Origin of the sequence: Chryseobacterium sp. KMC2, from assembly GCF_016756935.1 — a bacterium.
GTDB lineage: Bacteria > Bacteroidota > Bacteroidia > Flavobacteriales > Weeksellaceae > Chryseobacterium > Chryseobacterium rhizosphaerae.
This window is the reverse complement of record NZ_JAESIT010000001.1, coordinates 324,436-340,731: the sequence shown is the minus strand read 5'-3', so window position 1 is coordinate 340,731 and position 16,296 is coordinate 324,436. Positions and strand designations below refer to the sequence as shown.

Below are 16,296 nucleotides of genomic sequence, written 5' to 3'. Positions count from 1 at the left end.
CATAAAGTGATTGAGATGTTATTCAAAATCTGGGTGTAAATACTCTTCGAGAATAAAAGTTTGATTATCCGTAGCAAAAGAATTCTCCCCGGTATCTGCCAGAATCTTAGTATCCTGAAGAAGTTTTCCTTCCGAACTGTAAATTTTTAATAAGATCCATTTTCCATTGCGCTCAAGCTCCCTTGCTCCGCTGGCTAATTTGAATTTGATTTTTCCACTCTGAAGAATGCCGGCTTTTACAGAAGATTTGTTGGCCGGCTTTCCTTTTACATACTGTACAACCTGTGCTGTAAAACTGTAATCATCGTCTCCATCTTCGCTTAATGGTTGGTTATAGGTATATAAAATTACTCCTTTATCATCATAAACCGTTGCATCATAAGCATCCTGTTTAGAGTTTAATTTCTTTTCGGATTTCAGTTTTTTTTCCTCATAATATACTTTGCTGCTGACTAAAACGGCATCCTTATACTGTTTTTCGGTAAGTCCATCATAGGAAGTCCCGCTAAAAGGCAAATCATCTTTATATGTCAATGTGGACCTTAATTTACCTTCCGGCGAATAGTATTTAATTTCCTGGGTAGAACCGTCCTTTAGCAACGTTTCCGTAGAAAGCTTCCCGTTTTCGTCAAATACTTTATTAAGTGTAACGAGTCCGTTTTTATAAACATCAACGGTTGAAATATAGCTGTAATCATAGCTAAACTGATAGTCATCACCGTCCATAGGGGTATAGGTATCACTTTCTTTATCGTATTGATAAATTAAATGGGCTATTTTTTTTCCGGATTCATCATATGTGGTTTTATAGCCGTCTTTTTTATTTCTTTTCTGTTCCTGCAGAATTTTTCCATTCTTTCCATAGATAACACCTTCTTTTATGCTGCCATCGCTTTTATATTTTTCAATTTTGGAAACCCTCATCGGGTTATAGTAATATTCTACTTGTGTGCTTTCACTACCGGATTCAGAGGTTGCACTGCCAATATACTTACCCTTTTCACCATAGTATTTATTTTCATAGCCCCCATTTTTATTGATAATGGATTCAGATCTGATCCCTTTGATATCCTCGTCATAAATAATCGTTTGGGTTGGTGTAGAGTTTTCATATAGAGTGAGAGAGTTGTAGTAATACTCACTTTCCGGGTCTTTATAGCTAAAGGATTTTCCACTGAACGTACCGTCAGCCTTATATACTAAATCTTCTATCAGTTTTCCGCTGGCATCATAAGATTGAGAAGGACCTACCTGTTTGCCGTTGGAGTAGGTGACGAAGTTCATAATCTTGCCTTCAGGAGTATACCAGGTTACTTTGCCTTCGAAAACTTCACTGTTTGGAGTGGTATCAGAAGCAAGACCTTCCATTTGCAGCGTTCCGTTTTTATAGAAATCTTTGATGAGGGTAAGTTTACCTTTGGGAGTAGTCTCGCGGTAATATTCCATATTAGCCTGGGTTGTTTTTTCCCAGTTTTCATCAAAATAAGTTTTTTCCTGTGCATATACGTTGATGCTGAGTACTAGAGCCAGTAACGCTGACGTAAATAATTTTTTCATGCTTTTTTATTAAGTTTATGGTTTATGTGCTGATTAGTGTGTTTTCGTATTGAAAATAGACAAGCCTATAAGGTCGAAAAGGATAGTAGGGCAGAGACTGGGCTGCCGGGAAATAATTTTACATTGAAATTGTGTTTACATAAATTACATCGGAAGTATAGTGTATAATATTTCTGAATTTACAGCTTCAAATATAAATCAATTTGTTGAGAAATACGAAAAAAATGAACAGACTTGTTCGTTTTTAGCAGTAATAATTTGATTTTTATGGCTTTAAATAGTAAAAAAGAACCATTTGGTAAAATAGGGAATTCAGTATCATTTCCCATCATCATATATATGGGAAAATTTATTAAATTTAGCCAACAGAAAAATCTAATATTTCATGATAGATAAAAGAGTAAAAAATGCAAAGGAAGCCATCGACGGAATTAAAGATGGGATGACATTGATGCTTGGAGGGTTTGGGCTTTGCGGTATCCCTGAAAATTCAATCAATGCTTTGGTAGAAAGTGATGTGAAAGAGCTGACTTGTATTTCAAACAATGCAGGAGTAGATGATTTCGGGTTAGGATTATTGCTTCACAAAAGACAGATTAAAAAAATGATCTCTTCTTATGTAGGCGAAAATGCTGAATTTGAAAGACAGATGCTTTCAGGTGAATTGGATGTTGAGCTTACTCCACAGGGAACTTTAGCAGAAAAATGCAGAGCAGCTCAGGCCGGAATTCCAGCTTTTTATACGCCGGCAGGCTATGGTACTGAAGTTGCAGAAGGGAAGGAGGTAAAAGAATTTAACGGAAAACCACACATCCTGGAACATGCTTACGATGCAGACTTTTCTATTGTGAAAGCATGGAAAGGGGATCATGCCGGAAACCTTATTTTTAAAGGATCTGCCAGAAACTTTAACCACCCTATGGCGGGAGCCGCTAAAATAACCATTGCCGAAGTAGAAGAGTTGGTGGAACCGGGAGAACTGGATCCTAATCAGATTCATATTCCGGGAATCATGATCCAGAGGATTTTCCAGGGAGAAAAATTTGAAAAGAGAATAGAGCAGAGAACAGTGAGAACTAAAGAGTAACTCCTGATTATCATAAAAAAATAAAGCGCTGAATGTATTTTCAGCGCTTTATTTTTTTATGCTTGTGAAATAAGCGTTTTCCTTTCTCCGATTTGTTGTCGCCACATGGCATAGTACAACCCTTTTTCAGAAATTAAGTTTTCGTGAGATCCTGTTTCCACGATTTGCCCACGTTCAAGAACATAAATTCTGTCTGCATGCATGATCGTACTTAAACGGTGAGCAATGAGAACGGTAATTTGTTCTTTTTCTTTTGAAATATCTTTTATCGTAGAAGTTATTTCTTCCTCAGTAATACTGTCCAATGCTGAAGTTGCTTCATCAAATATCAATAGATGGGGTTTTCTTAAAAGTGCTCTGGCAATGGCAATTCTTTGTTTTTCACCACCACTCAGTTTCAGTCCTCCTTCTCCAATCACTGTTTCGATACCCTTTTCTGCTCTTTCCAGTAATGCGGTACAGCTGGACTTCTGCAAAGCTGCCGCCAGTTCAGATTCTGTAGCTTTCGGATTGACAAAAAGAAGATTTTCTTTAATGGTTCCTGCAAATAGCTGGGTGTCCTGAGTTACAAAACCAATCTGATTTCTCAGTTCATCAAAATCAAATTCTTTTCCATTAATGGTATTATAAAAGATATTTCCTTCCTGAGGCCTGTAAAGTCCCACCAGTAATTTGACCAATGTACTTTTTCCAGAACCGCTGGGTCCCACAAAAGCAATGGTTTCTCCATTTTTAACGTCAAAAGAAATATTATTCAGTGCCTTATACTGAGCCGTTTGATGTTTGAAAGAAACATGCTTAAACTCCAATTCCTCAATAGCACCAATCTGCTTGGGATGAAGAGGTTTTTCTTCCACATTTTTTTTCATTAAACTGTCAAAATTGAAGAGAGAAGCCTCAGCTTCACGGTAAGAAATGATGATATTCCCAATTTCCTGCATCGGCCCGAAAATGAAAAAACCATAAAACATCAGAGACAGGTATTGTCCGGGAGTCACAACATTTTTAAAAATTAAAAATAATAAGGTCAGCGTGATCAGCTGTTGAAGAAAATTGACCATCGTTCCCTGAATAAAACTTAAAGAACGGATGCTTTTAACTTTTCTAAGCTCAAGACCCAAAATTTTGTAGGTATTATTGTTCAATCGGATAACTTCCTGATTGGTGAGGCCTAAACTCTTTACAATTTCTATATTTCTTAAACTTTCCGTTGTACTTCCCGCTAAAGCCGTAGTTTCAGAAACAATATTTTTCTGAATGCTTTTTATCCTTTTACTTAGTAAATTGGTGATAAATGCGATCAGAAATATTCCGCAGATATATACCGGCATAATCGACCAATGTAAACGGATAGCATACACAGAAACGAAAATGATACTGACTAAGATTCCAAAGAAAATATTGATGAAATTGGTGATGAATTTTACAGAATCCTCTCTTACTTTCGTTAAAATAGATAATGTTTCACCACTCCTTTGATCTTCAAATTCCTGATAAGGCAGTGCCATGGAGTGCTTTAAGCCGTCTGTGAAGATTTTTGCCCCAAACTTCTGGGTGATAACACTTACCACATAATCCTGAAAAGCTTTGGCAATTCTGCTTACCATTGCTGTTCCGATAAGCAATCCTAAAAAGTAAAAGGCACCATGGTATATTTTGTTTCCGTATAAATAGTCATCCAGATTTCTCGGTAAGAGTTTTTCTTTATCAAAAAAATTAGGATGGGTGACCAACTGGTCCAGGATATTCCCTGTAATTGCCGGAGCAAATAATGAGAAAACCTGATTAATAGTTGCCAATAGCAAAGATATAATGATCAACCATTGGTAAGGTTTAAGGTATCTTAAAAGTATTTTCATTCTAGTAAATAATGTTGCAAAATTACAGATATTATTTTAACTAACACTGTTAATTGTCAAGCGCAACAAAGACCTTTTGTATTCAGTTGAAAATAATTAAATTGCAGTCTAAGTTTTTATTATGCTTACAAAAGAACAAATTGCCAAAAGAATTTCAAAAGAACTGAAAGATCGCTATTATGTAAACCTGGGAATAGGAATTCCTACATTGGTTGCCAACTATGTTCCGGATGGTATTTCCGTAGAATTCCAAAGTGAAAACGGAGTTTTGGGGATGGGACCTTTCCCTTTCGAAGGTGAAGAAGATGCAGATATCATCAATGCCGGAAAACAAACAATCACTATTTTAGAAGGAGGCTCATTCTTTGATTCTGCATTCAGTTTCGGAATGATCCGTGGTCAGAAGGTAGATCTTACCATTCTTGGGGCTATGGAGGTTTCAGAGAACGGAGATATTGCCAACTGGAAAATTCCTGGAAAAATGGTGAAAGGAATGGGAGGGGCTATGGATTTAGTAGCTTCTGCTGAGAATATTATCGTAGCCATGATGCACGTCAACAAAGCAGGAGAAAGCAAAATCCTGAAAAAGTGTACACTTCCACTGACAGGAGTCAACTGTGTAAAAAGAGTGGTTACTGAATTAGCCGTACTGGATGTTACTCCCGAAGGTTTCAAACTAGTGGAAAGAGCTCCCGGTATTTCAGTAGAACATATCATCAATGCTACAGAAGCGGATCTGATCATCGAAGGAGAAATTCCTGAAATGCAATTCTAAATAAAACAAAAAGCCTTGTCACTGACAAGGCTTTTTTATGTGATATAAATTCTTCTAATAGGTTGTAAACACATACCGATCTGCACGAGTTTAGAATTTTCAGAGAACAGAATGTATGGTTAGCGAAGAAATCCGGATTCTGAATTTTTGTTTCAAGACAAATGAAATTTATTTCCCATCCTGCGCCCCAAAAACTTTCTGCAAAATGCTTGTCGTTCTCATTGCCGGAGTGTTTCTGATTCCACTTTCCTTCTGAGCCACCATTTTGAAAACTCCATTGATGGTTTCTGTAGTAACATATTCGTTAAGGTCAGTAGTTACGGCCTGTCCTGTGAAGGTATTGTATTTTGAGATAAGGTTCTTCCATACTGTGTCTGCACCTACTTTCCCAAGAGAAGCTTTTACTTTAGGCTGAAAAGCAGTAAATAGCTGACTTTGGGTTTTGCCCTGAAGATAATTGGTCGCAGCATTATCAGTACTCAACAGAATGTTTTTAGCATCTGTAATCGTCATAGAGGTAATGGCATTGGTAAAGATAGGGGCAGCTTCTGTTACCGCATCTTCTGCAGCTCTGTTTAGTAATTTTACCCCTTCATCAGCAAGACTTCCCATTCCCAGAGAACGTAAGGTCGTATCAATTTTTCTTAATTTTTCAGGCATTAAAATTTTTACAGCTTCATTCTTGAAAAATCCATCGGTTAAAGCCAGTTTCTTCACTCCATCAGTGACTCCAATGTTTAAAGCTTCTTTTAATCCTGATGAGATCTGTGAAGACGTAAGATTACCAAGATTGGCAGTTGAAGTAGCAGATGTCTTCGTAGAAGTAGAAGGAGTGGTCGCTGTTGTTGTGGCTGAACCTTTTGTTTTTACAGGAGCATTAAGATCAACACCTGTTTTATCTTTCACTGTAGACTTTAAAATATCTAAAAACTGAGCCTGTGTAGAAATTGAAAATAATAACCCGGCTGCTATAAAAATGTTTTTTTTCATCGTATTTTTTTTACAAATTTAAATGTTTATTCTTTGTAGTTGCTTACACTTAGCAAAAAATAAACCACAATTTTTTTTACCCCTGGGATTACTTCAATCTTCTTAAAAAGTTATTCTTAAATGTTTATCGATTTTTCATTATCTGTGAGGCCGGTTGTAGCTTTTACCAGAAAAAGTTTTTAATTATCTAAAATGAGTCAATAAGTTTTAGAAAATAATTATCTTAGCTAAAACCTTAATCATACTTAAATGCAACGTTTTCTTTTTTTATTTTCTATTCTTTTCTCAACTGTTTTGGGGGCTCAAAAGAAGCTTAATCTGATTCCTTATCCACAAAATATAACCTTGGAAGATGGAGTGTTTATCATTCCGGAAACATTGATACTGAGTGATCAGCTTCCAAAAGAAGAAACAGACTATTTCAAAAAGCGTCTCGGCTCACTGGTTAAATTTAAGTACAGCAGTAAAAGAGAAGAGGCTCACCTTACCCAGGCATTGGTTCCACAGCCCAAAATTCCTGTGACTACTGAAGAGGTGAAAGGAAAATATACACTTTCCATTTCATCAAAAGGAATTTTTATCACGTCTCATACAAAACAGGGATATTTTCTGGCACTTCAGACCTTGCTTCAGCTTTTTGAAGAACATAGAGAAGATAGAAAAATTCCAGCATTAAGAATTGAAGATCAGCCCAAGTTTGCATGGCGTGGTATGCACCTTGACGTTTGTCGCCACTTTTTTACAGTGGATGAGGTGAAACAGTATATCGATTATCTGGCGATGTATAAATTAAATACTTTTCACTGGCATTTAACCGATGATCAGGGATGGAGAATTGAAATTAAAAAATATCCGAAACTTACGCAGATAGGTTCCAAACGTAAGGAATCTATGATTGGAGCTTATGTTGATAACACTTTTGATGGAAAACCTTATGGGCCTTATTTTTATACCCAGGCACAGATCAAAGATGTGGTGAAATATGCGCAGGAAAGACATATAACCGTTGTTCCGGAAATAGAAATGCCGGGACACGCTTTGGCAGCTTTATCAGCATATCCTGAATTGGCATGTACCAAAGGACCTTTTGAATCCGCTACAAAATGGGGTGTTTTTGATGATGTTTTCTGCCCTAAAGATGAAACTTTTACCTTTTTGGAAAATGTTTTAGATGAGGTGATTCAGCTGTTTCCTTCCCAATATATCCATATTGGTGGTGATGAATGTCCGAAAACAAGATGGAAAGAATGTGCCCACTGCCAGGAATTGATTAAGAAAAATAATTTAAAGGATGAACATGGCCTGCAAAGCTATTTTATTCATAGAATAGAAAAATATGTAAACAGTAAAGGCCGAAAAATCATCGGTTGGGATGAGATTTTGGAAGGAGGATTAGCTCCAAATGCTGCTGTAATGAGCTGGACTGGAGTAAATGGTGGTATTGAAGCCGCAAAATCAAAACATTTTGCAGTAATGACACCGGGTGCATACTGTTATTTTGACCATTATCAGGGAGATCCGCAATCAGAGCCCAATGCTTTTGGGGGCTTTACACCACTTGATAAAGTGTATTCTTATAACCCTATCCCTGCTGAATTGAATGCAGAACAGGCAAAATACATTATGGGAGTTCAGGCGAATTTATGGACGGAATATATTCTGGACTTTAAACAGGTACAGTATATGATATTCCCAAGGTTACTGGCTCTTTCTGAAGTAGGATGGGGAACCTCAGATCCTAAAAATTATAAAGAATTTGAAAACAGAGTGATCAGCCAGTTCAGAGTTTTGGATAAAATGAAGGTGAATTATGCCAAGAGTATTTACAATATCTCAGGAAAGGTAATTCCGGCCAATAATGGTATTGCTTACGAACTATCCACTTCACAAAATTCAGATGGGATCAGATATACAGTAGACGGAATAGCTCCCACCATCAATTCTAATACCTATCAAAAACCTGTTTCAATTCCGGGTTCTTTAACAATTCAATCCGCATATTTTGAGAATGGTCAGCTGAAAAGTGCTGTTTCATCTCAGGAATTTAGCATTTCGAAAACGACAGGAAAAAAAATCACTCTTGAGCAACAACCGAGCGAAAACTATTCCTTTGGAGGTGCTTTTACTTTAGTAGACGGTATTATAGGTAATGTAAAACAGCTTGGTAAAACATGGCTGGGATTTCAGGGAAAAGATGTGGTGGCAACCATAGATTTTGGACAGAAAACAGGTTTCTCAGAAGTTTACTTTAATACCCTGGAAAATAAAGGAAGCTGGATTCATCTTGCTAAATCGGCCAAAATTTTTGTGTCCGATGATAATAAGAATTTTAAACTTATAAAAGAGATCGGAAAAGAAGAGATTCAAAATGCCAAAGGGAAAATAAAATTGAATGCAGGTTCTCAAAATGCAAAATACCTGAAGGTGATCATAGAAAATGCAGGAATTATTCCGGCAGGAAATCCTGGAGCTGATTCAAAAGCGTGGTTGTTTGTTGATGAAATTGGTGTACTTTAGCCAAAATTGAAATAAAATGCAGGACAGCGTACTTTATTCAGAATTCTCATCATCACCGGATCTTGTAGAAAAATTGTACCGGGTGGGAGTAACGAAAAATTACAGTGAAGGAGATATTATTTTAGACGAAAATGCCTCTATACGTTCTATTCCTATTGTAATGAAGGGAATGATCAAGGTGATCAGAACGGAAGAAGATGGCCGGGAAATCCTGTTGTATTATATTAAATCCGGGGAAAGCTGCATCATGTCCTTCCTTGGTGGAATGCACAATGAGAAAAGTATCGTTAAAGCTGAGGTAGAAGAAGATGCGGAGATTCTTTTTCTTCCGGTAGATCAGGTTTCCCTTTTTATCAAAGAACATCCGGAATGGCTGGATTATATTTTCAGGCTTTACCATAAACGTTTTGAAGACTTACTGGATATCATCAATGCTATTGCTTTTAAAAAAGTGGATGAAAGATTATTGAAGCTGCTCTATAAAAAATCTGAAATTACCGGCTCCGAAACGATCAGTACCACCCATGAACAGCTTGCCAATGAACTGGGAACAGCCAGGGTAGTGGTATCAAGGCTTCTTAAACAACTGGAAGAGGAAGGAAGACTAAAACTGGGCAGAAACAAAATCGTTCTCCTGAAAAAAGACAATGGGTAGCAAAACCCCAGGTTAATAATAAGCACTCATATTCCCCTCCATCGGAGAGGAGGCAAATCAAAGATTTGACGGGGTGGTTATATCACATCCTTTAATCTCATCACAATATTCTTAGGTTGAAAAATCTTCCACTATGATAATAATGGTGTTATTTGTGTTTAGCTTCTTCGTTATGTAACAAAAGTAGCTGTGGCTGTTCTTAAATATTTCCATTTTTGCATCATAATTATTTGAACAAATGGAAATCATAGGTTATGCAGCCGCAATTTTAATAGGAATTTCTCTTGGATTGATTGGCGGCGGCGGAAGTATTCTGACAGTTCCTGTATTGGTTTATCTTTTTAGGCTAGATGCTTTTCTGGCAACAGAATATTCTCTTTTTATAGTAGGAATAAGCAGTGCGGTAGGCTCTTTGTCATATTTCAAAAAAGGATTGATCAATAGTAAAATGGCATTAATCTTTGGATTGCCTTCCATTATTTCAATTTTTCTCACCAGAAGCTACCTGCTGCCTTTAATTCCTGAAGAAGTTGCCAGAATAGGTACTTTTATAGTCACCAAAAATATTTTTCTCCTCCTGATTTTTGCAGGCTTAATGATTCTGGCCTCCTATAAAATGATAGGAAATAATTCTCCTCTGAAAACTTTAGAGACCCGATCAGAAAGCCGTAAAACTTTGTTGGCCGCCGGACAGGGCGTAATGGTGGGTATATTGACCGGATTTGTTGGAGCAGGAGGTGGTTTTATGATCATTCCGGCATTGGTAAATCTGTTGAGAATTCCTATGAAAACAGCAATAGGGACTTCTTTGGTTATTATTTCTCTAAACTCTCTGATCGGTTTCTTCTCTTCCGTGCACAATACAAAAATAGACTGGAATTTACTGGTATCTGTTACAGCTATTGCTGTCATAGGAATTATAATAGGCTCGCAATTGTCAAAAAAAATAGATGGCAAAAAGTTGAAGCCAATATTTGGATGGTTTATTCTGGTGATGGGTATTTACATTATTACCAGGGAAATATTTCTATAAGTATTTATGTAGTGGAAAGAGTACTTAATTTTTATGAAAACCATAGATTTTCATCTTCTGTGAACTTGTTATGCAACAGTTTCTAAACTTTCTTAAGTGAACTAAAGTGTTAAAGAAATCTTTTGTGCCTTTTGTGGTTAGAAAAGGTAGATAGCTGTTTCAAAATTCTGCTATGTAACAAAAGTAACTGTAGGAGAAAACAGAAAAAGGGAACTTTGTATAAGAAAACAAAATCAAAAATAAATAAAATGAAAATAGAACAGATTTATACAGGATGTTTGGCCCAGGGAGCATATTATATTACTTCAGCCGGAGAGGCGGCAATTATTGATCCACTTAGGGAAGTGCATCCTTATCTGGAAAGATTGGAAAAAGATAAGGTTCAACTGAAATTCATCTTTGAGACTCATTTTCATGCCGATTTTGTCAGCGGACATGTTGATTTAAGTAATAAGACAAAAGCCCGGATTGTATACGGGCCTACTGCTCAGACTGAGTTTCAGGCTATAATAGCTGAAGACAATCAGATATTTGAAGTGGGAAATATTAAGATTAAAGTTCTTCATACACCCGGGCACACAATGGAAAGCTCTTGCTACCTGCTGATTGATGAAAATGGAGAGGAAAAAGCCCTGTTTAGTGGTGATACTTTATTTTTGGGAGATGTAGGACGTCCGGATCTCGCTCAGAAAGCAGCAGAGATGACCAAAGAAGAGTTGGCAGGGCTGCTGTACAATAGCTTATATAAGAAAATTTTACCCCTGAAGGATGATATAACGGTATATCCAGCCCATGGAGCAGGCTCTGCCTGTGGAAAAAATATGCAGAAAGAAACCATTGATACATTGGGAAATCAGAAAGAAACCAATTATGCACTCAATCAAAAAGATAAAGAAAGTTTTATTCATGCCGTTACAGATGGGCTTCTGCCTCCACCAGCTTACTTTGGAATGAATGTGCTGATGAATAAAAAAGGATATCATAGCTTTGATGAAGTGCTGTCACAAGGGCTACACGCTCTTGTTCCGGAGCAGTTTGAAGAATTGGCAGAAGCTTCAGGTGCATTAATTTTGGATGCAAGAAGTAACGGTATATTTGCCAAAAGTTTTATCCCTCAATCTGTGAACATAGGATTAGATGGTGATTTTGCTCCGTGGGTAGGAACACTGATTGGAAACGTTAATCAACCTGTTCTGCTGGTAACAGACTTCGGAAAGGAAGAAGAAGCTGTAACAAGGTTGAGCAGAGTAGGTTTCGATCATATTTTAGGCTTTTTAGAAGGAGGTTTTGAAGCATGGGAGCAAAGCGGAAAAGAAACAGACTCGGTAAAGCGAATTACTGCAGACCGGTTTGAGAAAGAAATAAAAGATAAAGAGGTTCAGATTATTGATGTAAGAAAAGAAAGCGAATACAGTGCTGAACATGTAGATAATGCCTATAACAAGCCGTTAGCCTACATTAACGAATGGATCAACAGGATCAACGCTGAAGAACATTTTTATCTGCATTGTGCCGGGGGGTACAGAAGCATGATGGCTGCCAGTATTCTTCAGGCAAGAGGCTACAGGAATTTTACAGAAATTGAAGGAGGTTTTAAAGCCATAGCTTCTACCGATGTTCCTAAAAGTGATTTTATGTGTCAGAATAAAATTTTAAATAAATTAGACTAAAAAAATAAACATGTTGGAGATTATAAAAGAACCATGGCCCTGGTATATTGCAGGTCCGCTGATCGGGCTTACTGTTCCCGCATTACTGATTATGGGAAATAAATCCTTTGGGATAAGCTCCTCGCTGAGGCATATATGTGCTGCCTGTATACCGTCCAATGTGAGCTTTTTTAAGTATGACTGGAGGAAAGAAGCCTGGAATCTATTTTTTGTGTTGGGGATTTTCTTCGGAGGGTTTGTCGCGGCTCATTTTATGATTAATCCAGCAGAAATCACTGTTAATCCTCATCTGAAAACAGAATTGGCGGGCTATGGAATTACAGATTACAGCAACCTTGTTCCTGTAGAGCTGATGAATTTCCAAAATGTGCTTACCCTGAGAGGGTTTATCATAATGGTGGTGGGTGGATTTTTGGTAGGATTCGGAACCCGATATGCAGGAGGATGTACCAGTGGACATGCTATTATGGGGCTTTCCAATTTACAGTGGCCATCTTTAGTCGCTACCATCTGCTTTATGGCAGGAGGATTTTTAATGGCCAACCTTATTCTGCCGGTTATCCTTTCCTTATAAGTCTAATTTTAAAAACTGAATAAAAAGTAATGATAAAAAAAATAGATCAAAATAATGATACAGTTGATACGGAATATATCGGTATGAACAATAATAAATGGTATCATCACCTGAAGTATCTTATTGCAGGAGTAGTATTCGGAATTATTTTTGTGAAGGCCGAAGTGATCAGTTGGTTCAGGATACAGGAAATGTTTCGCCTGCAATCTTTCCATATGTACGGAATTATCGGAAGTGCTGTTTTAGTGGGAATAATTTCGGTATGGCTGATCAAAAAAATGAATATAAAAACAATTGACGGAGAGCCTATTACACTGGTTCCTAAAAAATTTAATAAAGGCCAGATTTACGGAGGTTTGATTTTTGGTTTTGGATGGGCGCTTACAGGAGCATGCCCCGGGCCGCTCTTTGCCCAGATAGGCACAGGAGCTGTAGCCGTATCCATTACTCTTATAAGTGCTGTTGCAGGAACATGGGTGTACGGATATTTCAGAGATAGACTCCCACATTGATGTCGAATATAGACAACGGCCAACTTTATACATCACCGTTGAAGACGTGATAATACCTAAAGATTTAATGGGTATTGAATAAAAAAGACTGCTGACAGAATCAGCAGTCTTTTGGTATAAAATTATGAAAATATGAAGTTTCCTGCTCCTAAAGCCATATAGAGGTTGATCCGTTCTATCCTGTACTGAAGTTCCAGATTGATGAGATTCATTTCATTTTTAAGAAGATCCCTCTGTTTTCGAACCAGGATGAAACTATTACTCGAACCCACTTTTATCTGCTTTTGAGTGAGTTCAATATTGTTTTTAAGTTCATCGATGGCACTTTGGTTATAAGAGTGTTGTTTTTCTATAGAACGCAGGTTTGCTAAAGATGATTCTACTTCACTCAAACCATTCAGAACTGTTTTTGAATATTCCTCTACAGCTTGCTTTTGTTGGGAATTTTTTATTTCTACATTTTTTTTCAGCTTTCCATGGTTGAATAACGGGGAAACCAGTCCACTGCCCACTTTTACCAATGGATTGGAAAACAAAGAATTGATAGACTCTGCATTGCTGCTGGCTGTTCCTAAAGAAGTATTAATGCTCAGTGAAGGTAGTCTTGCTGCATTGGCCTGCTGTACTTCATAAAAAGCTTTTTCTATTTGGAAATGACGAGCCTGTATATCCGATCTGTTTTCTAAAAGCTGCAACGGGAAAGAGGATGGGATATCACTTTCTAAAGCAGCAAAAGAATTTTGTGTAGTGAGTTTTCCTTCCGGATATTTCCCCGTCAGTAATTCCAGGGATCTTCTGGATTGGATATTTGCATTTTTAACCTTTTCAAGATATCCCTGTAGCGAAATAATTTCTGCAGATATATTGGATATGTCTAATGCATTAGCTGTCCCCACCTTTTTCTGGATCATATACAGCTTTTCCAGCTCTTTTGATTTTTGAATATAACTTTCAATTTTATACTCCTGGATATTTCCTGCAATATTTAAAAAATAAGCTTTGGCTATCATCGTAGCTATAGATTGATGCAGGAGGATATTTTGATACTTTGCTGAAAAATAATCACTTGTAACCGCCATTTGTGAAGCTTTATTTTTACCCCAAAGATCTATTTCCCAGCTGGCTTTGACCGCAAGACGCTGGATTTGCCTTTCACTCACCAAATTATGGGATGTGTTGGCTACGGCACTGATACTTGGATAAAGATCACTTCCTGCAATTTCCATAGCCAATTCAATCTGATTAAGCTTTTCTTTAGCAATGATAATATCTGCATTATACAGCATCCCTTCATGGATCAGTGTATCCAGCTGAGGAGTCTTTATCTCTGTAATCCATTCATAGGAAAGGGATCTTGCATTTGCTTTTCTGTCAAAAATCCAATGATCCGGAATTTGAATGTGAGTGGCAATTTCACTGTTCTCCTTGAGCTGATGCATATTTTCTTCAGTGGGCTCTTTATAGCCGATACAGGAACTTAAGCTTATAGAAAGTACCCCCAGCAAGATTATTTTTTTATACATTTTAATGAAGTTTGGGAATCAGGAAGTTAATTTTACTACTTACACGGACCATTACTTTTCGGATAAGATGCAAAGGTTTGATGTGATCAGAATAGATGACAGCCGTTCCTCGTGCCCCTACAGTGAGCTGTTTCTGGTTTTCTTCCAGTACAAATTTGGCGATAAGCTTTCCGTCGGTTTCCGGTAATTGTCTGGCCGTATCAGGAAGTCCGGCAGTAGAACCGTTTCCTCCCAGCATTCCTCCCGCATTATTCATGATCCCCTGGCTGGTTGCATCGATTACATATTCAAGTCTGGCTTTCACCACCTTTCCCGGTTCTGTTTTAAGAGCCAGCTCCACTTCATCTCCTTTTTTCACCGTTTCCAATTCATTTTGAGCAAAAAAACCGATAATAGACTGCTGCTTTTGAATTAAAACAAAAGCTGATTTAAAAGGTGCCATAATTGCCCCTTCATTAAGCTGAACATTAGGAATGATCCCATCTGTAGGTGCCAAAACAACGGTTTGAGATAAATTCCATTTTGCCTGATCCAGTTTAGCCTGAATTTCAGATACAGAAGAGTTTTCTCCATTGTAGGAAGCATTGGATTTGGTTTCCAAAGATTGTTGCTGGGATTGGGCGGCACTGATACGGGATTGTAAATCACGTGCATTGGCGACAGCTTGTTCAAGATCAAATCTATTGGCTGCCCCGGCTTCCACCAATTCCTGATACTGGCTCACTCTTTTATTAGCAAGATCCAGCTGTGACTGTAAACCGGAAATATTTTTTTTGGATGCGTAAATATCAGTGTCGTAAGAGCTTACAGTAGCTTTCATATTACTGAGTTTGGCTTCCAAAGATTTAATTTCCTGTATGTAAGGTTCTCTGTCAAGTACAAATAAGGTATCTCCTTTCTTCACTTCCTGATTGGTCGTTACATAGACTTTTTTTACCTTTCCCAAAACCTGGGTGGTTATATCTACACTTCTGTTTCCTACTTTAACATCAGAGGTAATAGGACAATAATAGTTAAGGCTTAATATTAAAGCGATACTACCAAAAATAGGAAGTGAATAAACAACCACCTGTGTGGTAAATGTCCAGGGAATAAGTTTAAATTTTTTAATAAGCAGCCAGCAGATTCCGGCATATATGGCAATGAGTAATTCCAGCATACGTGTTAGTTTTCTATCGTTGTAAGTTCTTTTTCAGGAGTGTCTGTTTCTTTTTTTTGATCATCATAATCATAGTTGGCCCAGATTAAAGCAACCGGCCATAATAAGCCTCCAAAAACAAGGGAAAGGAGGCACATACTTTTTATGGCTTTCAATTGAGGGTGATTCTTTTTTTCTGCTACTTTTTCCGGATAAATATGAACTTTCCAGAAAAGGTAAATTCCCGCAATGGGTAGAACAAATAAAATCAACCATGAAGCGGCATTCGCTATATTGTCTTCCATATTGCCCGTTGATGCCTGAACCAAATTGCATGATAACAACAGGCAAAGAAGTAAGGATATTCTTTGCATAAAATAATTGAATAAGGTAATAATGAAAATTA

Annotated in this window: 14 protein-coding genes; 8 read left to right on the top strand and 6 right to left on the bottom strand. The window is 37.4% G+C overall.

The genetic code is table 11. From position 1 onward, the window contains the following. Window positions 1-18: 18 nt before the first annotated feature. Window positions 19-1,557 (bottom strand): membrane-binding protein, encoded by a 1,539-nt coding sequence (locus tag JML65_RS01510; RefSeq protein WP_115917269.1) that lies wholly within the window; start codon window positions 1,555-1,557, stop codon window positions 19-21. 385 nt (window positions 1,558-1,942) lie between these two features. Between JML65_RS01510 and JML65_RS01505 the strand changes: the two genes are divergently transcribed. Then, complete coding sequence (locus JML65_RS01505; RefSeq protein ID WP_047485619.1) at window positions 1,943-2,644, top strand: CoA transferase subunit A; 702 nt, start codon at window positions 1,943-1,945, stop codon at window positions 2,642-2,644. A 56-nt stretch (window positions 2,645-2,700) separates the two neighbouring features. On the opposite strand, the gene JML65_RS01500 is transcribed toward JML65_RS01505, so the two are convergent. Beyond that, window positions 2,701-4,503 carry an ABC transporter ATP-binding protein gene (locus JML65_RS01500; RefSeq protein ID WP_047485617.1) on the bottom strand — a complete coding sequence of 601 codons (1,803 nt, stop codon included), beginning with the start codon at window positions 4,501-4,503 and terminating at the stop codon, window positions 2,701-2,703. Between the two features lie 121 nt (window positions 4,504-4,624). On the opposite strand from JML65_RS01500, the gene JML65_RS01495 reads away from it, so the two are divergent. Then, window positions 4,625-5,278, top strand: coding sequence for a CoA transferase subunit B (locus JML65_RS01495; protein WP_047485615.1), 654 nt, complete (start codon window positions 4,625-4,627; stop codon window positions 5,276-5,278). Between the two features lie 168 nt (window positions 5,279-5,446). On the opposite strand, the gene JML65_RS01490 is transcribed toward JML65_RS01495, so the two are convergent. After that, on the bottom strand, window positions 5,447-6,268 hold the full coding sequence (locus tag JML65_RS01490; RefSeq protein ID WP_047485613.1) for a DUF4197 domain-containing protein: 822 nt from the start codon (window positions 6,266-6,268) through the stop codon (window positions 5,447-5,449). A 249-nt stretch (window positions 6,269-6,517) separates the two neighbouring features. Here JML65_RS01490 and JML65_RS01485 point away from each other — a divergent pair, with 249 nt between their 5' ends. From JML65_RS01485 to JML65_RS01460, 6 genes are all read left to right on the top strand, one after another. Then, window positions 6,518-8,785, top strand: coding sequence for a family 20 glycosylhydrolase (locus JML65_RS01485; RefSeq protein WP_202269693.1), 2,268 nt, complete (start codon window positions 6,518-6,520; stop codon window positions 8,783-8,785). A gap of 16 nt (window positions 8,786-8,801) precedes the next feature. After that, window positions 8,802-9,440, top strand: a complete 639-nt coding sequence (locus JML65_RS01480; RefSeq protein WP_084086083.1) for a Crp/Fnr family transcriptional regulator — start codon at window positions 8,802-8,804, stop codon at window positions 9,438-9,440. Between the two features lie 238 nt (window positions 9,441-9,678). Then, window positions 9,679-10,473 (top strand): sulfite exporter TauE/SafE family protein, encoded by a 795-nt coding sequence (locus JML65_RS01475; protein ID WP_202269692.1) that lies wholly within the window; start codon window positions 9,679-9,681, stop codon window positions 10,471-10,473. A gap of 248 nt (window positions 10,474-10,721) precedes the next feature. Further along, window positions 10,722-12,143, top strand: coding sequence for an MBL fold metallo-hydrolase (locus tag JML65_RS01470; protein ID WP_202269691.1), 1,422 nt, complete (start codon window positions 10,722-10,724; stop codon window positions 12,141-12,143). A 10-nt stretch (window positions 12,144-12,153) separates the two neighbouring features. After that, a complete protein-coding gene (locus JML65_RS01465) occupies window positions 12,154-12,717 on the top strand; it encodes a YeeE/YedE family protein (protein ID WP_202269690.1) in 564 nt (187 codons plus the stop codon). A gap of 83 nt (window positions 12,718-12,800) precedes the next feature. Beyond that, entirely contained in the window at window positions 12,801-13,229 is a 429-nt protein-coding gene (locus JML65_RS01460; RefSeq protein ID WP_115917325.1) for a DUF6691 family protein, read from the top strand. 122 nt (window positions 13,230-13,351) lie between these two features. On the opposite strand, the gene JML65_RS01455 is transcribed toward JML65_RS01460, so the two are convergent. From JML65_RS01455 to JML65_RS01445, 3 genes are read right to left on the bottom strand one after another with little or no spacing between them, the layout of a single operon-like run. After that, on the bottom strand, window positions 13,352-14,752 hold the full coding sequence (locus JML65_RS01455; RefSeq protein ID WP_202269689.1) for a TolC family protein: 1,401 nt from the start codon (window positions 14,750-14,752) through the stop codon (window positions 13,352-13,354). Between the two features lies 1 nt (window position 14,753). Continuing rightward, the gene (locus JML65_RS01450) at window positions 14,754-15,911 is read right to left on the bottom strand and encodes an HlyD family secretion protein (RefSeq protein ID WP_084086077.1); all 1,158 of its coding nucleotides are present in this window, start codon (window positions 15,909-15,911) and stop codon (window positions 14,754-14,756) included. Window positions 15,912-15,916: 5 nt separating this feature from the next. Beyond that, window positions 15,917-16,195 carry a DUF3302 domain-containing protein gene (locus tag JML65_RS01445; RefSeq protein ID WP_237390754.1) on the bottom strand — a complete coding sequence of 93 codons (279 nt, stop codon included), beginning with the start codon at window positions 16,193-16,195 and terminating at the stop codon, window positions 15,917-15,919. Window positions 16,196-16,296: the final 101 nt, after the last annotated feature.

Excerpts from the sequence above, each read along its gene's own strand:
- JML65_RS01445 (WP_237390754.1), bottom strand. The coding sequence starts at position 16,195 with ATGGAAGACAATATAGCGAATGCCGCTTCATGGTTGATTTTATTTGTT.
- JML65_RS01480 (WP_084086083.1), top strand. The coding sequence starts at position 8,802 with ATGCAGGACAGCGTACTTTATTCAGAATTCTCATCATCACCGGATCTT.
- JML65_RS01495 (WP_047485615.1), top strand. The coding sequence starts at position 4,625 with ATGCTTACAAAAGAACAAATTGCCAAAAGAATTTCAAAAGAACTGAAA.
- JML65_RS01465 (WP_202269690.1), top strand. The coding sequence starts at position 12,154 with ATGTTGGAGATTATAAAAGAACCATGGCCCTGGTATATTGCAGGTCCG.
- JML65_RS01450 (WP_084086077.1), bottom strand. The coding sequence starts at position 15,911 with ATGCTGGAATTACTCATTGCCATATATGCCGGAATCTGCTGGCTGCTT.
- JML65_RS01510 (WP_115917269.1), bottom strand. The coding sequence starts at position 1,557 with ATGAAAAAATTATTTACGTCAGCGTTACTGGCTCTAGTACTCAGCATC.
- JML65_RS01500 (WP_047485617.1), bottom strand. The coding sequence starts at position 4,503 with ATGAAAATACTTTTAAGATACCTTAAACCTTACCAATGGTTGATCATT.
- JML65_RS01505 (WP_047485619.1), top strand. The coding sequence starts at position 1,943 with ATGATAGATAAAAGAGTAAAAAATGCAAAGGAAGCCATCGACGGAATT.
- JML65_RS01470 (WP_202269691.1), top strand. The coding sequence starts at position 10,722 with ATGAAAATAGAACAGATTTATACAGGATGTTTGGCCCAGGGAGCATAT.
- JML65_RS01460 (WP_115917325.1), top strand. The coding sequence starts at position 12,801 with ATGAACAATAATAAATGGTATCATCACCTGAAGTATCTTATTGCAGGA.
- JML65_RS01485 (WP_202269693.1), top strand. The coding sequence starts at position 6,518 with ATGCAACGTTTTCTTTTTTTATTTTCTATTCTTTTCTCAACTGTTTTG.
- JML65_RS01475 (WP_202269692.1), top strand. The coding sequence starts at position 9,679 with ATGGAAATCATAGGTTATGCAGCCGCAATTTTAATAGGAATTTCTCTT.
- JML65_RS01490 (WP_047485613.1), bottom strand. The coding sequence starts at position 6,268 with ATGAAAAAAAACATTTTTATAGCAGCCGGGTTATTATTTTCAATTTCT.
- JML65_RS01455 (WP_202269689.1), bottom strand. The coding sequence starts at position 14,752 with ATGTATAAAAAAATAATCTTGCTGGGGGTACTTTCTATAAGCTTAAGT.